Origin of the sequence: Paraburkholderia sp. J7 (assembly GCF_905220155.1) — a bacterium.
GTDB lineage: Bacteria > Pseudomonadota > Gammaproteobacteria > Burkholderiales > Burkholderiaceae > Paraburkholderia.
This window is the reverse complement of the sequence record NZ_CAJMYZ010000018.1, coordinates 58,533-81,808: the sequence shown is the minus strand read 5'-3', so window position 1 is coordinate 81,808 and position 23,276 is coordinate 58,533. Positions and strand designations below refer to the sequence as shown.

Annotated in this window: 16 protein-coding genes and 1 pseudogene; 9 read left to right on the top strand and 8 right to left on the bottom strand. The window is 65.0% G+C overall.

Features of this window, described 5'->3' with window-relative positions; all coding sequences use genetic code 11:
• Positions 1 to 212 precede the first annotated feature (212 nt).
• The 3 genes from U5A58_RS26915 to U5A58_RS26905 are packed head-to-tail and all read left to right on the top strand — an operon-like array spanning position 213 to position 2,633.
• Positions 213 to 590 carry a MarR family winged helix-turn-helix transcriptional regulator gene (locus tag U5A58_RS26915; RefSeq protein WP_321940267.1) on the top strand — a complete coding sequence of 126 codons (378 nt, stop codon included), beginning with the start codon at positions 213 to 215 and terminating at the stop codon, positions 588 to 590.
• A gap of 55 nt (positions 591 to 645) precedes the next feature.
• Positions 646 to 1,914: a M20 family metallopeptidase gene (locus tag U5A58_RS26910; protein ID WP_321963661.1), complete on the top strand. Its 1,269-nt coding sequence runs from the start codon at positions 646 to 648 to the stop codon at positions 1,912 to 1,914.
• On the top strand, positions 1,911 to 2,633 hold the full coding sequence (locus U5A58_RS26905; RefSeq protein ID WP_321963660.1) for a trimeric intracellular cation channel family protein: 723 nt from the start codon (positions 1,911 to 1,913) through the stop codon (positions 2,631 to 2,633). Before U5A58_RS26910 ends, U5A58_RS26905 begins: the two co-directional genes overlap by 4 nt.
• A 2-nt stretch (positions 2,634 to 2,635) precedes the next feature.
• Here U5A58_RS26905 and U5A58_RS26900 read toward each other — a convergent pair whose 3' ends face one another.
• A complete protein-coding gene (locus U5A58_RS26900; protein ID WP_321963659.1) occupies positions 2,636 to 3,187 on the bottom strand; it encodes an isochorismatase family protein in 552 nt (183 codons plus the stop codon).
• 369 nt (positions 3,188 to 3,556) lie between these two features.
• Here U5A58_RS26900 and U5A58_RS26895 point away from each other — a divergent pair, with 369 nt between their 5' ends.
• From U5A58_RS26895 to U5A58_RS26880, 4 genes are all read left to right on the top strand, one after another.
• Positions 3,557 to 4,660: a porin gene (locus U5A58_RS26895; RefSeq protein ID WP_321963658.1), complete on the top strand. Its 1,104-nt coding sequence runs from the start codon at positions 3,557 to 3,559 to the stop codon at positions 4,658 to 4,660.
• Positions 4,661 to 4,712: 52 nt separating this feature from the next.
• Positions 4,713 to 7,238, top strand: coding sequence for a glucose/quinate/shikimate family membrane-bound PQQ-dependent dehydrogenase (locus U5A58_RS26890; RefSeq protein WP_321916255.1), 2,526 nt, complete (start codon positions 4,713 to 4,715; stop codon positions 7,236 to 7,238).
• Between the two features lie 139 nt (positions 7,239 to 7,377).
• Positions 7,378 to 8,415 (top strand): porin, encoded by a 1,038-nt coding sequence (locus tag U5A58_RS26885; protein ID WP_321940270.1) that lies wholly within the window; start codon positions 7,378 to 7,380, stop codon positions 8,413 to 8,415.
• Between the two features lie 221 nt (positions 8,416 to 8,636).
• Positions 8,637 to 10,280, top strand: coding sequence for an ABC-F family ATP-binding cassette domain-containing protein (locus tag U5A58_RS26880; RefSeq protein WP_321963657.1), 1,644 nt, complete (start codon positions 8,637 to 8,639; stop codon positions 10,278 to 10,280).
• A 134-nt stretch (positions 10,281 to 10,414) separates the two neighbouring features.
• Here U5A58_RS26880 and U5A58_RS26875 read toward each other — a convergent pair whose 3' ends face one another.
• From U5A58_RS26875 to U5A58_RS26865, 3 genes and pseudogenes are all read right to left on the bottom strand, one after another.
• A complete protein-coding gene (locus U5A58_RS26875) occupies positions 10,415 to 10,855 on the bottom strand; it encodes a hypothetical protein (protein ID WP_321963656.1) in 441 nt (146 codons plus the stop codon).
• Between the two features lie 283 nt (positions 10,856 to 11,138).
• Positions 11,139 to 11,516, bottom strand: coding sequence for a DUF3564 family protein (locus tag U5A58_RS26870; RefSeq protein WP_321918041.1), 378 nt, complete (start codon positions 11,514 to 11,516; stop codon positions 11,139 to 11,141).
• Positions 11,517 to 11,651: 135 nt separating this feature from the next.
• A pseudogene (locus U5A58_RS26865) lies at positions 11,652 to 12,020 on the bottom strand (cupin); the annotation flags it as partial.
• 501 nt (positions 12,021 to 12,521) lie between these two features.
• Between U5A58_RS26865 and U5A58_RS26860 the strand changes: the two are divergent.
• Both U5A58_RS26860 and U5A58_RS26855 read left to right on the top strand, forming a co-directional pair.
• On the top strand, positions 12,522 to 12,716 hold the full coding sequence (locus tag U5A58_RS26860; protein WP_321963655.1) for a hypothetical protein: 195 nt from the start codon (positions 12,522 to 12,524) through the stop codon (positions 12,714 to 12,716).
• Positions 12,717 to 12,903: 187 nt separating this feature from the next.
• The gene (locus U5A58_RS26855; protein WP_321918040.1) at positions 12,904 to 13,950 is read left to right on the top strand and encodes an AraC family transcriptional regulator; all 1,047 of its coding nucleotides are present in this window, start codon (positions 12,904 to 12,906) and stop codon (positions 13,948 to 13,950) included.
• A gap of 379 nt (positions 13,951 to 14,329) precedes the next feature.
• Here U5A58_RS26855 and U5A58_RS26850 read toward each other — a convergent pair whose 3' ends face one another.
• From U5A58_RS26850 to U5A58_RS26835, 4 genes are all read right to left on the bottom strand, one after another.
• Positions 14,330 to 15,394: a lipase family alpha/beta hydrolase gene (locus tag U5A58_RS26850; protein WP_321963654.1), complete on the bottom strand. Its 1,065-nt coding sequence runs from the start codon at positions 15,392 to 15,394 to the stop codon at positions 14,330 to 14,332.
• Between the two features lie 366 nt (positions 15,395 to 15,760).
• The gene (locus U5A58_RS26845) at positions 15,761 to 17,368 is read right to left on the bottom strand and encodes a DUF6519 domain-containing protein (protein ID WP_321963653.1); all 1,608 of its coding nucleotides are present in this window, start codon (positions 17,366 to 17,368) and stop codon (positions 15,761 to 15,763) included.
• Between the two features lie 10 nt (positions 17,369 to 17,378).
• Complete coding sequence (locus U5A58_RS26840; protein ID WP_321963652.1) at positions 17,379 to 19,556, bottom strand: hypothetical protein; 2,178 nt, start codon at positions 19,554 to 19,556, stop codon at positions 17,379 to 17,381.
• Positions 19,557 to 19,566: 10 nt separating this feature from the next.
• The gene (locus tag U5A58_RS26835) at positions 19,567 to 23,274 is read right to left on the bottom strand and encodes a putative baseplate assembly protein (protein ID WP_321963651.1); all 3,708 of its coding nucleotides are present in this window, start codon (positions 23,272 to 23,274) and stop codon (positions 19,567 to 19,569) included.
• Positions 23,275 to 23,276 lie beyond the last annotated feature (2 nt).

Below are 23,276 nucleotides of genomic sequence, written 5' to 3'. Positions count from 1 at the left end.
CCGAACGTTTTCCCCTGCGCGGCGGTTCTCCTCTCAAAAGGAAGCCGCCGCGTTGTCACATCTGCGCCCGCTCAATCGTGCTTACCGGTTCTAGATAGTTGAAATTTTCAACTATTTGACTATACTGGCGTCCAGTTGGCGCACTGGACGGGAGCACGCATTTGTATTCAGATTTCCTCACATTCAGGCTCGATCAAACGAGTGCCCTGCTGATGGATCGCGCCAACGCGGTCTACCGTGAGCGTTGGGATCTCGACGTGCGTGCCATGCGCGTGCTGCGCATCATCCGGGCCGAACCGGGCATCACGCCCAAGGCCGTTTCTCAGCTCGCGCTCATCGAAAAAACGCTGCTTTCCAAAACGCTCGGCGAACTCGAGTCGCGCGGTCTGATAGGTCGTGGCGCGCACGCGACGGACCGGCGCAGCGTTACACTGCGCGTCACGCCAGAGGGCGCGAAGGTGGCGAGCGCCTCTGAAAAAGCAGGCTCGAAGCTCGAGTCCGAACTTGCTGCCGTGCTCACCGACCACGAGCGCAAGACGCTCGACCAGTTGCTCGCCAAGCTTGCGCAGAGCCTGATCGAGCGCGGTTGAGACCGCGCCTTGCCTACCTGACGAAGTGATTGAATCAAGCATGAAGGAGTCGTCCATGCCGAAGCTGGTCGAAACCGTGGCGCCCGCCATCGGCGCGCTGCTACCCGAACTCGAAGCGCTCTACAAGGATCTGCACCAGCATCCCGAACTCTCGATGCAGGAGTTCCGCACGGCGGCGCTCGTGGCGGAGCGCATGGAAAAGCTCGGCTACGAAGTCTCGCGCGAAGTCGGCGTGACGGGCGTGGTGGGCGTGTTGCGCAACGGCGAGGGGCCGGTCGTGATGCTGCGCGCCGACATGGACGCGCTGCCCATGGCCGAAGCCACCGGCCTGCCGTATGCGAGCACCGTGACGGCCAAAGACGAAGAGGGCGTGCAGGTGGGCGTGGCGCACTCGTGCGGGCACGATCTGCACGTGACCTGGCTGCTAGGCGTGGCGCAGTTGATGGCGGCGCATCGCGACGCATGGAGCGGCACGCTGCTTGCCGTGTTCCAGCCCGGCGAAGAAGTGGGGCGCGGCGCGCGCAGCATGATGGACGATGGCATGATCGAGCGCTTTCCGAAGCCCGACGTGATTCTCGGCCAGCACGTGATGGTGGGCCCGGCTGGCACCGTGGGCTATCGCAGCGGCGCGATCCTCTCGGCGGGCGACAGTCTCAAGGTGAAGCTGTTCGGCCGCGGCTCGCATGGCTCGCAGCCGCAAACGTCGATCGACCCGGTGATCATGGCGGCTTCCACCACGCTGCGTCTGCAGACGATTGTCTCGCGCGAAATCGCTCCGAGCGAGCGCGCGGTGCTCACAGTGGGCTCGCTCCAGGCAGGCACGAAGGAAAACATCATTCCCGACGACGCCACGCTCAAACTCAACATGCGCACGTTCGACGAAGACGTGCGCGAGTACATGCTGGGCGCGATCCGCCGTATCTGCTGCGCCGAATGCGCGGCTTCGAATGCGCCGCGCGATCCGGAGTTCACGACGCTGTCGAGCTACCCGCTCACGGTAAACGACGTCGCCACCACGGCGCGCCTGCGCAAGGCGTTCGAAGCGTGGTTCGGCGAGCGCGCTTACGAAACGCCGCCGGCCGCCGCCAGCGAGGACTTCAGCGTGTTCGGCCGCGAATGGGGCGTGCCGTACGCGTTCTGGTTCGTGGGCGGCACCGACCCCGAGGTCTACGCGCAAGCGAGGGCCGCGAAGAAGCTCAACGAGATCCCGAGCAACCACTCGCCGAAGTTCGCGCCGGTGCTCGATCCCACCTTGCGCGCCGGCCTCGAAGCGATGCTGTGCGCGGCCGGCGCGTGGCTCGGCCGCGAAAGCGAGGCGGCGTGAGCGTGGCAATCGGCGCGGAAGTGGGCGCGCATCTCAACGCTCACACGGCCTATACCGCACTCGACCTGATCGGCACGTTCGCCTTCGCGATCTCCGGCGCCGTGGCCGCGCGGCAGCGGCGGCTCGACCTGTTCGGCATCGTCGTCGTGAGCTTCATGGTGGCGTGCGGCGGCGGCATCATCCGCGATCTGTGTATTGGTGCGGTGCCGCCGGCAGGGCTCGCAAACTGGGCCTATCTCGCGGTGACGTTGCTGGCCACGGGGCTCACCATTGCCGCGTATCCGCAGGTGCGGCGGCTGCGTCACCCCGTGCTGCTGTTCGATGCGATCGGGCTAGGCCTCTTTGCGGTGGCGGGCGCGCAGAAGGCGCTTGCGTATAGCCAGAGCGCGGAGCCGGCCATCATCCTTGGCATCGTGAGCGCGGTGGGCGGCGGCGTGATGCGCGACATGCTGCTCTCGCGCGTGCCGGCCATTCTCGATCGCGAGATCTATGCGTCGGCGGCGCTGCTTGGCGCCGCCGTGCAGGTGGGGCTCACGTATGCGGGCTGGTCAACGTTCTGGACGCCCTGGGTGGCCGTGATTTCCTGCGTGGCGTTGCGGCTGGCTTCGCTCTATTTCGGCTGGCGTTTGCCGGTTTTCCACACTGGGCGGCCGGCTCAACCGCAGCCGACACAGGGCGGCGACGCCGCGAAGGCAGACTCGCGGCACGACGCGCGCTAACTTCAGCCGTCTTGTGCGGGCGTGCCGAATGCAATTTCGGCGGTGCGCACCGCGCTGATCTTCGGGCCGAAGCTGCGGATATTCGACAGCGTCGCGTTGTGGTGCGCGCGGATCGACGCCGCATTTGCGTGGGCCTTGTCGTGGGTGGTGTGGGCGTCGGCGGCGAGCGTGACCGCGAGGCCGTTTGCAGCGGCGCGCCGCACCGTCGTGTCCACGCAGAATTCGCTCGCATAGCCGCAGATCACAACGTGGTTCACCGCTTGCGCGGCGAGCAGGGCGCCCAGGCCGGTGCCGAGAAACGAATCGGGCGTGCGCTTGCCGATGAGGTGATCGGCCGGGTCCGTCACAAGCGTGGCCGACAGCGCCCACGCGTCGGACCCGCGAACGAGCGCCGCGTCGTCCTCATGCTGGATCAGCACGACCGGCGCACCCGCATGCCTTGCGCGCTGCAGCAGCACGTTGATGTTGGCGCTGACCATGGCGATGTCGCCGGGCAGCGGTTCGGTGTCGACAAGCGTCTTCTGAAAATCGATGACGAGCAGCGCAGTGGTCATGGGGAAACGTCCATGAAAAGCGCTGATTCTATCGCGTGGCCGGCCCCCCTTCGCGAGCCCTCGCAATGGCAGGCGCGCCGATACGTCGCCCTGAAATCCAACGGCAATCGTGCTGAACAGACCACGCATGCGTCGCGCATGGTGCCGCGCGGCACGCAATATGCTTTGCGCCCCGCGCCGTCGCGGGCGTGCAACTGTGCGTCATTCGCCGTCCAGCCAAAATACGGGATTTCTCACCACGCGCTATGCTTTTTAGTGCGCGATGTGTCCGGCATGCAACCGGGCGCGCCGGCTTGTCTGCACGTTAAACCACGTTATCCGCCCCGGCACGGACCGGACCAAGAAAGAGGACTCCACAAGGGAGCCAACGTGAAAACGACTCTGGGCGCAGTGGTGCTGCTCGCCGCCAGTTCGGCCGCGTGCGCACAATCAAGTGTCACGATGTACGGCCGCGTGGATGGCGGTATCGAGTACCTCAATCACATCGCGAACGGCAACGGCGGCAGTTCGAGCCGCTGGAGCGCCGAAGGCGGCGACTGGGGCACCAGCATGTTCGGCCTCAAGGGCACCGAGGACCTGGGCGGCGGCAGCGCCGCGATCTTCAACCTCGAAACCGCCGTGCAGATCATGAACGGCACCACGGGCGGCGGCCGGCTCTGGTCGCGCCGCGCGTACGTGGGGTTGAAGAACGATACGTGGGGTCAACTGCAAGCCGGCCGTAATCTCTTCATCGACAGCGACGGCGTGTGGGCATTCGATCCGTTCGTGCAGCAGGCGGTGTCGTCCGCCTCGCTCGTGCGCGGGCGCAACTGGCAGCAGACGAGCAACAACGTCGAATATCACAGCCCGGTGTGGAACGGCCTCGACGTGCAGGGGCAGTATTCATTCGGCAATCAGCCGGGCAACTTCAATGCCGGCGCCGAAGGCGAGTTTGGCCGCTCGGACGGCATCATGCTTTCGTACCACTCGACGCTTTTCGACCTGCGCGGCATCTACGACGAACTGCGCGATTCGAGCGGGCGCTTTTCAAACATCTTCACGGCCTCGAAAGAATACTTCGTGGGCGGCAACCTGCGCGTGCAGAAGTTCAAGATCCAGGCTGCGTACACGCATTATTCCGCGCCCGATACGCCGCCCGGCATTTCCGATACTGCCGACCACTACTGGCTGGGCGCGACCTACCAGGCCACACCGAAGTGGGCCGTGACGGCCGCGGGTTTCTATATTCACGTAGGCGAGGGCGGCGGCGACGCCTCGCACGACCCTGCGAGCCACGCCATGCTCTACGCGCTCGGCACCACGTACAACCTGAGTGCGCGCACGTTCCTGTACGGCACGCTCGCGTATGTGAGCAACAGCAAGAACGGCACGTTCTCCGTGTTCGCCACGCCGCGCGACTCGAGCACGCCGACCAGCCCCTTGGCGGGCCAATCGCAAACGGGCGCCTACGTCGGGATGATGCACGTGTTCTGACGCCACGTTTTTCCGCCATCGCAGACGACATTCTTCGAGGAAGGTTGAGATCATGGCCAGACTATCGAAACCGCTGGGCTTCATCGGAGTCATCTCCGTGCTGTTCACCTTGCTCACGGCGGTCTATCTGCTGGCTGGCGGCGCGTGGCTCATTTCGCTCGGCGGCTCGCCGTATTACGTCGTGACGGGCGTGTTGCTGCTCGTGTTCGCGTGGCTGTTGTGGCGCGCGAGTCCCTCTGCGTTCGTGCTCTACGCGATCGTGCTGATCGGCACGGCGATATGGGGGCTCTGGGAGTCGGGGCCGGACTTCTGGGCGCTCGTGCCGCGCTCGGGCGTGCTGGTGGTGTTCGGCATCTGGCTGCTCGTGCTCATGAGCTGGCACCTGGAGCGTCCGCGCCAGTTCGGCGTGCTTTCACTCGTGGTCGGGCTGCTCGTGTGGGGCGGCGTGCTGGTGTACGCGCACTTCAACGACCCGCAGCAGATCAACGGCTCGCTCGCGGCGGTGAGGACCACGCCCGCGCCGAACGTCGATGGCATCGAGCCATCTGAATGGCCCGCTTACGGACGCGACCAGCAAGGCACGCGCTATTCGCCGCTGCAGCAGATCACGCCCGACAATGTGCACAATCTGCAGGTGGCCTGGACCTTCCGCACCGGCGACACGAAAGGACCCAACGATCCGGTCGAGATCACCAACGAAGTCACGCCGATCAAGATCGGCGACCTGCTTTACCTGTGCTCGCCGCACCAGATCCTGTTCGCGCTCGACGCGCAAACCGGCGAACTCAAATGGAAGTTCGATCCGAAGCTGCAGGCCGATCCCTCGTTCCAGCACGTGACCTGCCGGGGCGTGTCGTTCGTGGATCTTTCGGCGAGCGCGAATGCGAGTGCGGGTGATGCCGCAGCGGCGTCGACGCCCGCGGCCGCATCGGACCCCGCGGCGGCTTCCGCAACCGAGGCGGCCGCGCCCGCGAGCGACGCGGCCTCGGCGACAGAAGCCGCCGCGCCGGCGAGCGAAACCACGGCCGTCGCGATGCCTGCCGCCGTGAACGGCGCCTGCACGAAGCGCATTCTGCTGCCCGTGAACGACGGCCACCTCTACGCACTCGACGCGCTCACGGGCGAGCGCTGCGCGGGCTTCGCCAAAAACGGCGATCTCGACCTGCAGCACGCCATGCCGGTAACGACGCCGGGCATGTATGAGCCCACCTCGCCGCCCATCGTCACGAGCAAGGTGATCGTCGTGGCGGGCGCCGTGGAAGACAACTTCTCGACGCGCGAACCTTCGGGCGTGATTCGCGGCTTCGACGTGCGCACGGGCGAGCTGCTGTGGGCGTTCGATCCGGGCGCGGCGGACCCGAACAAGATTCCGGGCCCAGGGGAGCACTACTCGTGGAATTCGCCGAACTCGTGGGCGCCGGCGGCTTACGATGCGAAGCTCGACATCGTTTATCTGCCGATGGGCGTGAAGACGCCGGACATCTGGGGCGGCGACCGCACGCCCGACATGGAGCGCTACGCAACGGGCCTGCTTGCGCTGCACGCGTCGACGGGCAAGCTCGCCTGGTTCTACCAGACCGTGCACCACGACCTGTGGGACATGGATCAGCCCTCGCAGCCCACACTCGCCGACATCACCGACAAGGACGGCAAGACCGTGCCGGTGGTGTATGCGCCCGCGAAGACGGGCAACCTGTTCGTGCTCGACCGCCGCACGGGCGAACTCGTCGTGCCCGCGCCCGAAATGCCGGTGCCGCAGGGCGCGGCGCCGGGCGACCACGTTTCGCCCACGCAGCCGTTCTCGCAACTCACGTTCCGGCCGTCGAAGGACCTCACCGACGCCGACATGTGGGGCGCCACGATGTACGACCAGCTCATCTGCCGCGTGATGTTCCACCAGCTGCGCTATGAAGGCACGTTCACGCCGCCTTCACTGCAAGGCTCGCTCGTCTTCCCGGGCAACCTCGGCATGTTCGAGTGGGGCGGCCTCGCCATCGACACCGACCGGCAGATCGCCGTGGCGAACCCCATCGCGCTGCCGTTCGTCTCGCGGCTCATTCCGCGCGGGCCGGGCAACCCGATGGAGCCGCAGCCGGGCGCGAAGGGCAGCGGCACGGAGGCGGGCATTCAGCCGCAATACGGCGTGCCTTACGGCGTGACACTCAATCCGTTCATGTCGCCGCTCGGACTGCCGTGCAAGCAGCCGGCGTGGGGTTACATCTCCGCTGTCGACCTCAAGACCAACCAGATCATCTGGAAAAAGCGCATCGGCACGACGCGTGACAGCTCGCCGATTCCGGTGGCCTTCCGCACGGGCATGCCGATGCTCGGCGGCCCGATGGTGACGGCGGGCGGCGTGATCTTCATCGGCGCGACGGCGGACAACTACATCCGCGCCTTCGACGTGAACAATGGCGCCCGGCTCTGGCAAGCGCGGCTGCCCGCGGGTGGTCAGGCCACGCCGATGACCTATGCGGTGGGCGACCGTCAGTTCGTCGTGATCGCGGCGGGCGGGCACGGCTCGTTCGGCACGAAGCTCGGCGACTACGTGATTGCCTACGCGCTGCCGAAGCAGTGAAGCGCGCGGGAGCCGCCCGGCAGCACAGGGCGGCCGCGGCTAGCGGGTTTTTCAGGCGGCGGCAGGGACTCGCACAGCACCTGCCGCCTCTCATGCAGCATGCGACGCACCGCTCGTGCGCCTCACCCGTTTTTCCTCCATGAATCGAACATTGCGCGCCGCGCGCGCCTGGGCGGTGGTGTGTGCGGCAACCTTCGCCACGTTGCATACGACAAGCGCACGCGCGCAAAGCTCGGTCACGCTGTACGGGACGCTCGACACGAGCATCGAAGTGACGAACCCGGGCGCGGGCTGGGTCGCGCGCATGGACTCGGGCGCGTATCGCGGGTCTCGCTTCGGACTGCGCGGCGTGGAGGATATCGGCGACGGCATCAAGATCCTGTTCGAGCTGGAAAACGGCTTCGGGTCCAACGACGGCACCTTTGCCGTGGCCAACACGATCTTCAATCGCCAGGCGTGGATTGGCCTCGGCACACAGTGGGGCACGGTGCGGGCGGGGCGGCAATACTCGCCAATCTATATTCCGTTCAAGGGGCAACTCGACGCGTTCGGCGCGGGCACCATCGCTTCGGGCCTGAACAATCTATCGAAGATCACGCCTTACGAATCGAACGCGATCACGTATCTGTCGCCCGATATCTACGGTTTCTCGACCACGCTGATGGCCTCGCTGCGCGACCCCGCTACGGGCAGCAACGGACTTGCCGGCAACATTGAAACCGTCGAATGGCGGCACGGACCGTTTCGCATTTCGTACGCGCATCAACAGCAAAACGGCGCAGGGGCACTACGCGCGAATCTCGGAGGCATGTCATATGTATTAGGGCCTGTGACAGGCTTTTTCGCGTATTTCAACGGCGACGGCGGCACGCCGCGCAACCACAACAACGGCTTTTCAGTCTCCGCGCGCTACGCGATCACCTCGCAATTTCGCGCATCGCTCGGCTATGCGTGGGTGCACGACCTCTCGGGCGCCGACAACGACGCCGACCAGTTCAGCGCCGCGTGCGAGTACGACCTCTCGAAGCGCGTGCTGCTCTACGCGAGCGCTGGGTGGCTGCGCAATCGTAACGATGCGACCTTCACGCTGCGCGGCGTGAACGTGACCGGGCTGCCGCCTTCCTGGCCAGGCGCGCCAGTGCGCGGCGTGCAGTTTGGCATGATCGACCGCTTTTAGAAGGCGTTTTCTGGTAGATCGATCCGCTGGCGGCGTGGTGCATGGCCAACAATTCGGCCGGCGTATGGCTTGTGCCTGGCATCTCTCGTTGTTATCATGCGCCTTCCAATCCTGCATACCGGACTCCAGCCAAAGTGGACAACTAAGCTTTCCCCAAAAAATGTTTTCGCGTCAGCGTCGAACACGTTGCGCGAGAGGTTTCATACATTCGGGAGAAGCTTATGGCTCGAGTCACGCCAGCCGCGGCGCTTGTCGCACTCCATCACGTCTCATTGCGTTTCGATAGCGGCATTACGCTATTCGATTCGCTAGAACTCATTGTCGATCGCGTGCCCACTGGTATTGTCGGCCGAAACGGCATTGGCAAAAGCATGCTCGCGCAACTGATCGCGGGAAAAATAGAGCCGACGTCCGGCACGATCGATCGGCACGTGCGTGTCGCGTACGCGGCGCAGCAACACCTTGACGCGTCCCACGATACGCGCACCGTTGCACAAGTCATGGGGATCGACGCGCCGCTCGCCGCGCTGGCGCGGCTGGGAAACGGTGCGGCCGACGCCGTCGATTTCGACGTGATCGGCGAGCGCTGGGATCTCGCTGCGCGCCTGCGTGCTGCGCTCGACGCGGCGGGTCTCGATCATCTGGAGTCCGACACATCAGCGCACGCACTCAGTGGCGGTGAACTCGCACGCGTGACCATGATAGGCGCGCTGCTGAGTGAAGCCGGTCTGCTCGTGCTCGACGAGCCGACCAATCACCTCGACGCGGCTGGCCGCGCATGGCTGCGCGGCGCGCTTTGCGCATGGCGAGGCGGCCTCGTCGTGGTGAGCCATGATCGTGCATTGCTTGGAGACATGCAGCGCATTGTCGAAGTCACGCCCACGGGGCTTCGAACTTATGGCGGCAACTATGCCAGCTACCGCACCCAGCGCGATGCGGAGCACGAAGCGGCGAAGAGCGCGCTCAGCCATGCGCGTACCGAACGCGAGCGCGCCACGCGCAAGCTCCAACGCGAACACGACACGATCCAGCGGCATGCCGCTGGCACCTTGCGTTACGCGAAGACGGCCAATTTATCGTCGATGGCGAAGGAGGGGATCAAGGGCGGTGCGCGCAATGTGATGGGGCAGGTCAGGGCCGAGCAGCGCGAGCACAAGGAGGCGCTCGACGAGCGCGTTACCGAGGCGGCGGCACGCGTCGAACCCGAGGCGCCCGTGCTCGTGGCGATGCCAGGCGCAGAAGTCAGCGCGCGCCGCCAGGTCTTCACGCTCGAAGAGGCCCGGCTGCCGTGGCTTGCCCACGACGATCCCGCCGCCACGCTCACCTGGTCGTGCAGCGGCCCTGTGCGCGTGGCGCTGAAGGGGCCAAACGGATGCGGAAAGTCGACGCTGTTGCGCCTCCTTGCTGGGCAACTCGCGCCCCATACGGGGCGCAGCGTGACGCATGTTCGCTGTGCCTACCTTGACCAGAAGCTCGTACAGCTCGATCCCGACTGCTCGATCGTCGAGCAGCTTGGGTTGCTCGAAACACCGCTCGCAGAAGGGGCGTTGCGCAGCCGGCTCGCGCTGCTGCAGCTCGACGCCAGGCGCGTGACGCAACCGGCGCGCTACCTGAGCGGCGGGGAGCGGTTGAAGGCCGCGCTCGCCTGTGCGCTCTGGCGCGGCACGCCGGCACAGTTACTATTGCTCGACGAACCGACCAACCATCTCGACCTCGAATCCGTGCGTGCGATCGAGGGGGCGCTAGCGGACTTCCCGGGCGCGCTGATCGTGGCTTCACATGACGCGGATTTCATCGCCGCGCTGGCGCCGACGCATACCATGCAATGGAGCCGCGAGGGATGGCGCTACGATCCTGTGATCTGATCCGACGATGCGACCGAACCTGTCGTCGTGCGGCATGCGGCGAGGCGGGCTGTGACCGTGACAACGGACAGCGAGACAAATGACTACGGCGAAGCGCTGGCGCGCAGCGATTGCATGGCGGATGTCGGCGTTACCTAGTCGAAGGCTGTGCAGAGGCGTTCGATCGGAACTGCAATCAATATGCAGATCGAAAAGGCGAGACCGAAGGTGAAGGCCACGGAAGCCGTCGCGCCGCACCACGCGATGAATCGCCGTGCATCGCGCTTTTCCTTCGCGACGTAGGCAGTCTTGCGCCAGGCGCGGCCTGCGGCGTAGGTCATGACGAGCGCAAGCACGAGCGCGCAGACCGAGGCGATGCCGAGGATCCATTGCGTGCCGTGCCAGCCCGGCATCGGGTCCTGCTTGACGGCGTCGGCGCAGGCCGTGGAAACGAGCGTAACGCCGAGTGCCAGATGCAGCAGCCAGATGAGCGGCACTGCGCACAGACCGAGCCAGCCGGCGACGCGCTGCGCGAGCGTGGGTTCTGGATTCGAACTGGCGCGGGTTGGTTGCCCGGATGACGGGGCGGACGTCATGGGTTCCTCCTGCAGGACGCCATCGGATTGGCGGCGCAGGAGGTGTGCCTGAGGTGGCTATCGAATTTGACATAATACTAATTGCCGAAATTTCATCTTGTTCAGGCTATTTTCAGATGTCCGCTTCGGACATCTGAAAATAGCTTTGACAAATTTCGTATTATTACGGGTGGTTCGAATATATTCGAGCTACTTATCTTCTTGCACATCAAGCCCATAGCACCTCCACCCACGATACCGAATGCGGAAAGATTGCGACGTCAGACGGCTGAGCGCCCCGAGGTCAGATCTCGTCCTCAGCGAACACGCTGTGCTCGGCAAGCACGGAGTCCTTGTCGACGCACTGCACGTGCCAGTGCCCAACAACGCTTGATCCGCTTTCGCGTTCAGTGCAGCACCAGAGTGCCTCGCCCGATTCCCCCTCGAACGGGCCAGTTTGGGCTTCCATGGCGAGGCCGTCGAGGATGAACAGGGGGCGCGCATCATGCTGATCGCACACCACCGTACCGCGCTCATCGACCCGCAGCTTGCCCCAGTCGGGAAATTGGAGGCCGGCATGACCTTCGCGCGACCACTTGTGGGTGTCGTTGTCGAGCCAAAGGATCGCATAGGCATTCGGGTCAAGACGGTCGAAAGTGCCGAGATGGAGCGTGATTCGCATGAATTTCTCCGGTCGTGTTCGCGGCTTCGTGATCTGCTGCAGCAGTCGGCGGACATATCGACTGTACGTGCAGCGGCAAGCTTGTACATGCGTCAGGGTGTCGCTTTTTGCCGCTTTATACTTACTAGGGCGCCGCGGCGGTTCCTCGTCTACCGATTTGAATTCGGCAGGGCTCACGATTTTGATGTACTCGATGTCTGGCTCGTGTTCGAAGAGGACGGCGCCTGATGCACGCAATCGCCCGCTTCGACGAGCGTTTCCTTGTCGCCGTACACGAAGCGCGCCCAGTCTTTGAGCATGCTGACGATATGAAAATCTGCCTCATGCCGGTGCCAGCCCGCGCCCAACTTCGGCGCAAGATTTGCCCTAAAAAGTTGCGTGACCACCTGTGACCCTCACGATTTCCAGATCACGATAGACAAAGAAATAGCGCAGCCCAGTGCGCGTGAATGACGTGTCCTGCGGCTTGACGTGCGAAAAACCCGTGGTAAGTCCGGTTTGCATGGCAGATCTCCCGAGTGCGATGGAAGAAGAGGCACCAGGTTTGGCAAGCACGACGCGTTCCAGCATCCTAATTTTGGCTTGGCACCGGGTGGTGGGTGCCCTGTTTCCCGATTTGTGACAGAACTAGATCGGCTTCGAGCTATCCGTGGGCTGGCTCGCATCGACGCCTCGCTTCTGGCTGACGTACACCGTTTCCGCGAGAGCCAGCCCTCGTGGCACTTCGCCTCATATGTGATACGTGATGAAAGTTCGCGAGAGCGCCCCGGTCAACGGCGGCAGAGTACGAGCGCAGCGTCCACCGTCCTTGCTGGCGCAGGGCGCTTCGGGCGGCATATCGACTGCACTCATTCAGGTGGGCCGTACTGCTTGCTTCGCGGTGTGGGTCACGACGCGCAATGGCGGGGGTGCCGCGATCGGCGAGCGCCTCGGCGCCAACCGTATATCCCACCACGGCGATCAGTTGCCGCGCCGCGCTGGGCAATCGTCGACAACATCGGGACCGTGACCTGGACGGACAGCCTGAGGGCGGTCACACGCGGCGGCGTCGTGGTGGTCAACGGGGTGACGACCGGCCGTGCAGCGGAAACCGATCTGCTTCGCATCTTTGTCGAGCAGATCGGCATGTGCGGCGCCATCATGAGCACGCTTGAAGAGATGAAAGCCATGACGCAGTTCATCATCTGTAAAGACATCTAACCGGAGGAAGGCGCTGTCGTGCCGATGACGGAGGCTCGTGCGGCGATCGCCGAGATGATCGACGGCCGCACGCGGGGAAAGGCCGTCTTCACACGATGAGCGCTCGGTCGGATGCCGCGTGATACTCTGCTTGACCGCGCGCGACAGCGAGTGCGGGGCGCCGCCGCTGACGTACTGAGACTTATTCATGTCCATCGTGAAGACACATTATCTGGACCTGCCTGTTGTACTGGAGCCAGCTCACCAACTCGAGATTTCACATCAGCGGTTCGATGTATGCGCGCTGCCCGCTCATCAGCAGCTCGGCGCATGGTGCGATCGAATGATCGGTGTCGTCGACCTGCTAACAACGCGCGATAGACGTGGACAGCCGTTTCGCGGCCGGATCGACCGCTATGCCGTGGGCGAATTCCTTTTCGCGGACTGCTACACTGATCGCATCACGCAGGACCGCACGATCGCGAGAATTTCCAGGGACGACGCTCGCAGCATCGTGTTCCACATATTCTTCGACCGCGCGCCCGACAACGAGCTTATCTACGCCGGCAAAAAGCGCACTGACCCGGCGCTCGAGGGCGGCATCTTCGCGATCGACCTCGACCAGCCAATGCAGTTCAGGCGAGCCGCCTGCCGGCACGTGACAATCTTCCTTCCAGGCCTGTTGCTGTGCGACGTTTTTCCGGACCCATCGGCGCTACATGGGCGCATGCTCTCGCCCCTCCTGCCGGTCGTGCGCTTTCTCACGGACAGCGTCATGTCACTTGCTGCGCAGATCCACCACATGGCTGCAGGTGATGCGCACCGCGTACTGCGGGAACTGGTGCTACTGATCGCGGATGCGTTCGCCGACCAGGCGGGGTTGAAAGGCAGCAAGTCGTCGCTTGGACGTGCGATCGCATTCGATCAGGCGCGGCGCTACGTACGCGAGAACCTGCATGATGACAGCCTCTCGCCTGACAACGTCGTGGAATCGCTTGGTCTTTCCAGACCAACGGTGTACCGACTTTTTCAGCATGACGGCGGCCTCGCCGCGTACATCAGACACGTCCGCTTGCGCGCTGCCGCCCGCGAACTGGTCGCGTGGCCGGGAGTGCCCGTCAAGGACGTCGCGTATGCCCACGGCTTTACGAGCGCGTCCGACTTCACACGTGCCTTTAGACGCGCCTATGGTATGGCACCTCAGGACGTGCGGGTGCATAACTCCCGAGCGAGCGAGGATGGATTGATCGATTGATCGATTGATCGCGCGGAGACCGTCATTAGCAGATTGACTCAGTGGTGCATTGGCGGCGCCGCGAGCTGGTGTGCGGAGAGCCAATAATGTTCACAAACATTCGTACGAATGCGATAAATAACCTTATGTTAAATGATAAAAATTGACGGTCGGCATCGTTCGCCAGATGTTCCCGCGCCTCGTCGTCCCGGTTCTGATAAGCGCTCAATCATCGCCGCTATAGAACGGCGCACCGCCGCCCTGAAGAGCACATACGCCTCTGCTACCGCTAAATCGCATTGTTTCTGCGTATTAGGCGCGGGACGCCCACCAGGCGTTCGCTTGTTCAGGGTGTGCGCCGCGTTTAGGGTCCACTGATGGCTTGCGCCAGCACTCCACTTCACGATTTCCTTCTGGCGTCGTCGTATGCCAACAGCGCTTCACCAAGGGCAGAGGTCTCAACTTCCTCAGTACCACGTGGCTCCATTAGGCCTAGACGTATTAGCTTTTTGGCCCTTGCCTCGGCACGCTCCTTCGATTCCTTCTCCCAAATCTCTCCGAACGGCGCTTTCTCTACCGTATCGTCACTTAAAACCCAGTCGTACGTGGCGCGTTTCTTCCCCACGCGAAGAAAGATGACGTCGCGCTCGGTCGTTTGTTGACGGAGCAAGTTGAGGGTTTGATCGTCGGCAACTTCTGCGGGGGGCGCGTCTATGCTGCAATCCCGAATGAAGTCAACGAGCGAAATGTGAATTTGTTCGCGGCGATTTTCCGGCTTGCAAATTGAAAGGTGATCTGCCTCAATTGGAATCGGTTTTTCCCCGGGCACGTGGGGATCAGCGCTCCCGGACTTGACTACCATGATTCCGTGGGTGGGTTTGGTTTCCACAAAGGTACGAACATGGAACCCGCGCCATTTAAACTCCCCAAGAAACATATAGTCGAGGATCGGCAAATACGGGTTGTCGGCGTTGAGATCACCTACCTGCGGATTGGTGCGTGCCGATTTAAGAAAGGAAATTGCATTCGCGATTTCTGATCCATTATGTGGTGTGGCGATAAACACAACACCTCGAACCCTGCCCGCAAGGTTGGCATATTGTTGAAGCTTCATTGTCGACGGCTGAATGATGGCGGCCTTGATGACAAGGCCGCCCAAGCTGTGTCCGACGAGAACCAGCGGGCGTCCCTTCAGTTCTGGCTCTGAATCCAGGCGGTCCAGCACACTCGTTCCTTGAGTCGGTAATGCCATCGCGGTATCACTCCAGCGGGAGATCTTGGCGCCGTAGCCCAACACCCAAGTGTCGCAATTGCAATCCTCACCCACCCACGTTGGCCAGAAGGTGGCTTCGTTCTTCGGATCGCACATCCACGTCAATCTGGGATCACCGCCCAATCCGTGGATAAAAACGATGGAAAAGCGCCCTCGCGTTTGGGGACGGTAGGTGCATTCGAGAGTCGCCATGGTTCATCTCCGATTGTGTGCCCAGCTACTACCAGCCTTCGGCGCAACCCGGTTGGTGCCGGGCTCCAAGTACCAGCGATCAAGCAAAGGGGGGCACGCGCAGGCGCTGCGCGTAAGGCTTCTGGCCAGTCGACGCACCCGCCGCCGTGCCACTTCACCCTCGGTAAGTTGACAATGCCCGACCGCCATATCCTGGGGTTCGTCGGCACAGTTTTCATCACGGAGACGCGACTCCTCGCTGAACTTGCGCACAGGCGGATCGCGCAACGGAACCATTAGCCAACTGCATCGGTTATCGCATCAATAAATCCGTTGGCGCGAGCGGCCGGTAGCCGAGGGCGCCGCCCAAGCCCCCCGCCCACCCGATCACGGCTTCTTCGCCATGCAGGAGTTCAGAGTGAGCCCGCCGTCCGCCGCTGTAATCAGCGCCAGCGGTGCATAGTGATGCCGAACCCCACGCGGTGGCATGGCGACTGGATTGGTCACGCGATTGCCCTGCGAGTCGACTGCGCCTTCCTGCGGCCACAGCACGTCGCCTGTCGCAACACGCGCGGGAATCAGCCAATAGTCGCCCGTTCGATACACAACGCCCGGCACTTTGTCGAACAGGATTTCAATGCCGTCTTCAAGCGTCAGCCACGCGGCGTCGCCGTCCGCGAGGGTGTCCGGCTTGACGATCGCCGCGCCGTCCTTGCCGATCGTCAGGCCGCCCTGCGCTGGGTCACCCGCGCGATGATCCCAGCGGCGCAGCAGCGGATGTAGCGCCGGATCGGTGCCGACGCCCTGCGTCAGGCCACCCGCGAGCACGACAACACACTGCTGACGGTCGATCGACTGCACCTGCAGCAACTGGCCCGGCGTCTGGCTCAGTGCCGAGTTGTCGTCCTGGATTTCGACGTAGTCGCCTTCGACAAGGCCGAAGCGCGCGTCGCGGCCGAGGTCGCCGAGCGTCACCGTCGTCGTCGCGGCTGCCAGCTGCACGCTCAGCACCGGAAAAATCGCAACGCCGTTGTCGCGCGACCACTTGAAGGTCGGCCCGTTGTCCGACGCGTCGTCGCTGCTCGTATTGATTTCCACCCGGTAGAGCTGATTTTCCGCACCACGGTAGCTTGCATCGGGCGACACGGTACAAGGATCGGTGATTGTCGCACCCTGCTTCGCCCGCGCACGCAGCAGCGGCGCGATGCCGCCTCGGATGGCATTGGCCAGTTGCTGTTGCGTCATGCACAAGGCCGCCGCATTCTCGGTAACCGACAGCGCCTTCACCTGCCAGACGACATGCGCGCGCGTCGCGGTGTCGGCACCCGCTAGCGCGACTTCGCGGATCGTGTCGTCTTCAAGGGGCGTGAGGAGCCTCTCCCAGACGTCGAGATACAGCTGGCAAGGCGGCTTGGGCAGCGTGGGCGGTTTCAGCAGGTCGCGCTGCGTCAGATACGTGACGAGCCGCCGTGCCCGCAAGGCGGCCGTATCCTTACTGAACTTTGAAATATCGGTATCGAGCGTCAGCGTGCGCGAGTCGTAGTCGGCGTTCGTGATGCGCGCGACGACCGGCGACGGCGACGGCGACGACGACGAAGCGGGCGCGTTATCGTCGATGAGCCGCAGATACTGGCCAATCTGGCAACTCGTTCCATCCACAGTCCACTGCGCGAGCGTGATGGTCCTGGTCGGGGCGTCCCATGAAACGACCGGCACCGGCGTCGCGTCGAGTTCGCACAGGATGCCATCGACGTAGCAGTTGCCTGGGGCGATCTCGAAGTCGTCGGTGTGGCCTGTCAGCGCGGCGATATCGAAGCCACCGGCCGGGCTTGCCACGGCACCGAAGCCGTCGGCCGCCATCGTACGCAAGACATGCAAGAGGATCTCAGCCTGTTCGTTCCAGTCCGCGTCGAGTTGCACGCGACCCTGTTGCATGACGACACGGCTGAAGTGCTTGAGCGGATCGAAACTCACGCGGGTCAGGTCGGCTTTCACGGCGATCTCCTCAGCTTGCGAAAATGAGGCCGGCATCGGTCTGCGCCGGCGTATATTCGGCCAGACGCTGGCGCAGATTCGCGGCGCGCTGTGGCTCGTACAGGTGGTGCAGGACGCCCATCTCCGATCCGTCGTCCGCGCCGGTGCGCAACTCGATCGCGCAGGTGTCGGCGAGGCGGCCGTAGCGCGGCGAACCATAGCGCACGTTCGCAAACTCGGGCGCGACGCGCAGCCGTTCGGCCTTCAGCAACGCATCGCGTTCGGCGAGTGTCAGGTCGCCCGCCAGATATTGATCGCCGACCGCGCGCGCCACGCCGTCCGGCTGGCACTCGTAGCGGCGCGGCGTGCGCGAGCCGGGCGGCACGTAGCAAAAGCGCAGACAACCGGTCTGGCGCCGGCAGGCGAGCACGACGCCGCCAAAGAGCGTGTTGAGCGCGAGATCGATGCGCTGGGCCTGGACCCTGCCGATCACGGTGCTGCAGCGAATCTCGAGCACCGCGTCGGCGCATGGCGCGTCGCTCGCACCCAGTGCGACACGTTCGGGGCCGAGGGCGTCGATAATGCTGTCGCCGACGACGATCCGCAACGGATCCTCGTGCACCGCGTCACGCTCGACGCGGATGGCTCCGACGATGCTGCGCTCGACGCGCAGGCAGCGCACCCCGCCCGCGACGACGATGCTCGGCTCGCTCGACCGCTTCGGTCCGCAATCGCACGCGATCCCCCAACCGGGGACGAGCGTGCTGTGCCGGATCGTCACGCCCGATACGCTACCGCCCGCCTGCAGCCCGCGGCCCGTGACGGTCACACCGTCGAGGGCGAACCAGCTCGGCCCGTCGCCGCTCACGTCAAAATAATCGGGCGCCGACGTCTGCCAGTCGAGCAGTCGCAGCACGGGCCGTCGACGGCTCGCAGCGCGCAACTGAAGGCTCTGCCCGGCGCGCAGCGTGATCGAGATCGGCTCGACGTAAACACCGCTGTCGACGATCTCGATGACCGCGTTGACGGGTGCATCCGTGCGCCACTTCGCGAGCGCCTCGCCGATGCTGCTGAATTCACCGCCGTCGCCGACGGAGTACGCCGACGCGTCTGGCGGATCGTCGAGCGTGCGCGCGTATTCGCCGCCGCCCAGGTCCGCGCTGAAGGCGTAGGTGTAAGACACGCGCACCACCTGCTTGCGCGCCTCGCCGGGCGGGAACACGATGCGCCCGAGCACCGGGTCGAGAGCGACGTAGCCAGGCTGCGGCCGGTAGCGCCAGTCGGTCAAATCCGCGGACACGATGCGGCTCGCGTCCACCAGCACGGCTGGCGTGCCGGTCCAGATCGAAAGGCTGGCGTCCGGCCCGTAGAGTGCGGGTGATGCACCGGCGGCAACCGTGTCAGCGGCAACGAGCGCGTCCCGGCCAATCGGCATCGGCAGACGTGTCGTGCTCGCCGGCGCGGCCGGATCGACGTGCAACGGTGTATCGTTGCCGAGCGCGCTGAACAGAAAGCAGTTCGGGGCTTCCTCTTCATAGCAGTACGCGCTCGACATCGTGACCGTGTACGCGCGCAGGCGCCAGACGAACACGCCGACTTCGGGGATGTTGTCCACGCCACGCGTGCGCGCCGAATCGACGCGCCTCACGTCGATCGTGCGCGCGCGCCGGTCGAACGCCGGCCCGCGCCAGTCCGGCCTCGCGCGCAGATCCACGACATGGCCGAGCTGCAGGTGCAGAAAGTCGATGTTCTGCGTGAGCGCGAGCCGGCGGTAGAACTCGACCGCCTGCGCGGGCCAGCCGCCGACGGCCACCGCGATCGCGTCGAGCACGCCGAGCGTACCCTTGCGGCGCCGGTAGCGAATCGTGTTAGCGACTTCGCGGCGCGCGGACGGCAGCGGCGACGCTGTCGGCGCCCCACTCTCCCCGCCGCAATCGCAGCCACAGCCGCAACCGTTGCCGGGCAGGTCGGCGGCATGCGCACCCGCGAGCGGCGCGTAGCCGATCAATGCGCCGAGGTACGGCACGACCCAGTCGTCGCAGGTCTCGATGAACCAGTTCTCGTACAGGCCGTCGATGTCGCGCTCGATCACCGCGGCCTGCTCGGCGACGATGCGCAGCAGCGCGCGCAGCGGATAGCCCTGGTCCGCGTCGCGAAGCCGGTACACGACCGGCACGCGCTCGTAGAGGAAATCCGGGTCGTCGTTCATGATCGCGTCCTCATGCGTCGAGTTGCGTGAGCAGCAGCGTGTCGGGGATGTCGGGTGTCAGGATCACGAGCTCCGCCGGCAGGATATCCGCACGTTGACCAGGTGCGGCGCCCGGCTCCGGCTGTGCGAGCGATGACGCGACATAGGGATGGAGTGCGAGCGTGTCACCGAGCGCCGCCAGCTCCGTGGCCGTGATGTCTTCCGCCACGCTGTCGAAACAGGTCACATTGAGCCAGGCTACACCGGGCACGCGCTGCGCAGCCGCGAACGCCTCCGAAAGGTACGCGCTCTGGCCGAGCGCACGTGCATCGAAGCTGAACAAGTCGAGCAGCGCGGTGCGCACCGCCGGCGCGACGTCTTCCCACGCGTAGTCGGTCAGCAGCCCGACGCCCGCGGCAATTACGAGCAGCCGCACGCGCCGCACCGCCAGCGCGAGCGCGAGATGCGGGTCGCCGTTGCGCTGCAGCGACGCGAGCAGGTTCGCGTACGCGTCGGACGTCGGGTCGATCGGCGTGTCGGCAGCGCCGGCGACCGTCACGTGGACGAGCTCGCGCGTGCCGTCCGACAGCTTTAGCGCGGACGCCTTGCCGACACCGGCGAAGGCCCGGGCGAAGTCCGCGTAGTCGCGCACGGACACGAGCCGGTCGAGCGCCATCACGGCCGCGGGTGCGTTCGTACGCGCGTCGCCGATGCTATCGGCGTCGGCGCCGCCCGTCGCCGGCAGCGGATTGATGACGCCTTGCGCGCCGAGCGGATGCGTTGCGAGCTGGCTGATCGACCAGGCGTCGACGTTGCCGGCCTGGCCCAGCCCATAACGGTAGGTCGCCTTAACGTTCGCGGTGCCGGTCGGCAAGCGCGCGCCGTGCGCGCCGTTGCCGAACGTCAGCGACGTGACGCCGTCGTCGCTCTCGTCCGTCACGTAGCTTCGCTGCTGCGCGGCGGCTTGCGACAGATTGTCGACCTCATGCCAGAGCAGATCGTTGACGCGCACGTTCAGCGTGCTGGTGACGCCCGACGCGCTCGGCGCGCTCACGTAGGTGAGCGGCGCCTGATGCAGCGCAAAGTCCGCAAAATCGACCGTCGCATCGCCATTGCCGAGCACTTCGCCAGTGCTCTGCCCGTGGGTCGCGTCGGCGACGTTGCCGTACACGGTTGCGGTGCCGCGATCATATGTATAGGCAAGCGGTATGGCCAGATCGAGCACGGTGTGTGGCGCCTGCGTCGCGATGCGCCACGCAAATACGCCGTCCTTCTGCCAGTTCAGCGTGCCGCCCGGATACGGGAGCTGCGTCGCCGGATCGACGAGCAGGCCGTCGAACGACGAGAAGCTGCCCGCGCGCTCGCCGGCCGTCGGCACGTAGGCGTTAACGTAGAAGCCGCGCGCCAGCTGCACCTGATCGCCGAACTGCTGATTGAGCGTCCTGGGAAGTTCAACGCCGCTGAAGAGCGGCGGTTCGGTCGCCTGCGTATTGAGCGCCTGCGCGACCATGGCGTCGGGCAGTTGTCCGACGACGAGCCGGTCGCCATACACGTCGGCGTCCGACGTGTACCAGATCTTCACGAATGGCGGCGACGCGAGCGGCCAGTCGGCGCTGCCGGGCGCTTCGATCCCCTGACGGATGCCGGCGATCATCGCGAGCTCGCTCGTCTTCACGCCCGTCGTATGCGGGATATCGGTGCGCTGCCCGGACACGATCACCCAGCGCCCTGCCTTGAGCCCGTCGTAGAGCCCGTTGAGATCGATCGAACGCGCGCCGACGTCCACGTCGAGCGGCTCGTCGGTGAGGGTCATCGCTTCGCTTTGCGCGTACACCACGGTCTCGCGCAGCAGCGGCGGCGTGGCGAGGCCCGAGCGGTCGGCGAGATCGCTGAGCCACGGCGGATCGAGCCGCAGCACTGTCACCTTCGCCGCGAAGCCGCTGCTGGGCTGCGTCGCACCCGTGCCGGTAGACAGCGCGCTCGTGCGCAAACCGGTGACGATGTGAAACGTCGTCACCGGCGCATCGCTCGCCGCTCCCGGCGCGGCGGGCCGGCGAATCGCGACCCAGCTACCCGGCTTGATCTGGTCGTACACGGCGTCGAGCGGCACTTCAGGGAGCGGCTGCTGGTGCAGATTCGGGAACGTCGCGCTCCACGCGTTCTCGATGGTCGGCTGCGTGTACGTCGTTTCGAAATCTTCGTGCGCCCCCCTCCTGGTGGCCGGCGTGCCCGCCCAGTTCGCGGCGAACAGCGAGGCCTTCACGCGCGCCGCGTATACGTCGACGCGCCCACCAGGCATCGCGGCCGCCGCCCAGCCCTTGTACACGCCGGCTGCGGCCGGCCGTAGCGTCGCGAGCAGGCGCGGCGCGAGATCTGATTGCGGCCCGAAGGTCGCGGACACCGTGCGCGGCAGCCGCAGTGCGTTCGCAAACTGCACCGAGACGGGCTTCGCGAGCGCGTCGGCAATATCGCCGAGCGTCTGCAGCGCCGAAGCCGGCGCGCCAGCGGGCAGCCCCTGCAGTTGCTTGATCTTGCGCACACCGCCAGCTGCGCCGAGCGCTGCTGGCGTGATCCCGATCGTCCCGATGCTGATCCACTGCATGCTCTGAATCAGCATGTTGAGCCACGCGGCGAGCCGCGTGAAGCCACGCTGCACGGCAATGTCGCGCTTGAGCGCGACCCGCGAGATGGCCGGTGCAACGAGCTGGCGTGGGCTCACGACGGCGCCGTTCAGGCCGACGGCGCCAGCGTCAAGCAGATTCCTCGCGACCCGCGTGACGATCTCGATCACATCCGCGCACAGCGCGCTGCCCGGAAACAGCAGACTGCCCTTGTCGATGTAGAGCAGCAGTTGCCGGACCGCGTCGCGCTGTGCGGGCACCTCGAGGCCCAGCGTGACTTCAGTGCGCGCGAACGGTTGCTGTTCGTCGACGTCGGCGGCAACTCGCAGATACTGCAGTGGCGGAGAGGTTGCGGACGTGTCGGGCGCGAACACGAAGAAGAGCGCGTCACCCGCCCTGATGTGCGTGGACACGCCATCCAGATAGACGGCGTCGATCACGTCGGCGCCCGTCACGAGAATGCCGCTTGAGTCAGGCAGCGGCGGCCCTTCTTTGAACGCGTCGGCCGTGGCTCCCGGCGTGATGACCTGCGCGCGCGTCAGGCGAGGCTGCAGCGTGTTCCACTCGGCGCGCGTGTCGAGATCCGCTGATGTTTCGTAGAACTGCGGCAGCTGCCCGGCCCCCGGCACGCTTTGCGCGCGCGTGCCGGCCGGAAGCGCGCCTTCGAACCCCGCCGCGACCGTGAACGCGAGCCGCACGCTCGCGGCTACGCCGGGCCGCGGCCGATAGCCGATCAGCCGCGCGAGCTCGAGCACCGAGCGCCGTTCGAGCGCGGTATCCAGATAACCTTCGTTGGCCGTGCGCTCCTGATAGAACGTCAGCACGTCCGCGACGACCGCCCAGGCGTCGAGGAGCGCAATGCTCGGGTCCGACGGATCGCGCGTGGTGAGGCCCGCCAGCGGCCGCAGCGTGTCGGTTCCCGTGCCGTTCGCCGACGGCACGTCGATCGTGATCTGGCCAAGGCGCGCGAGCATCGTTTCGTAGAACGTCGAGTAGCGGCCAACCCGGTACTGCAGCGACGTCATCCCCGGCGGATTCGACTCGGGCTCGGGCACCGCTGGCTCGATGCCGGTGCAGCAGTCGCAGCTTGCGCCATCGTGCGTCGGAGCATGCTTCATGG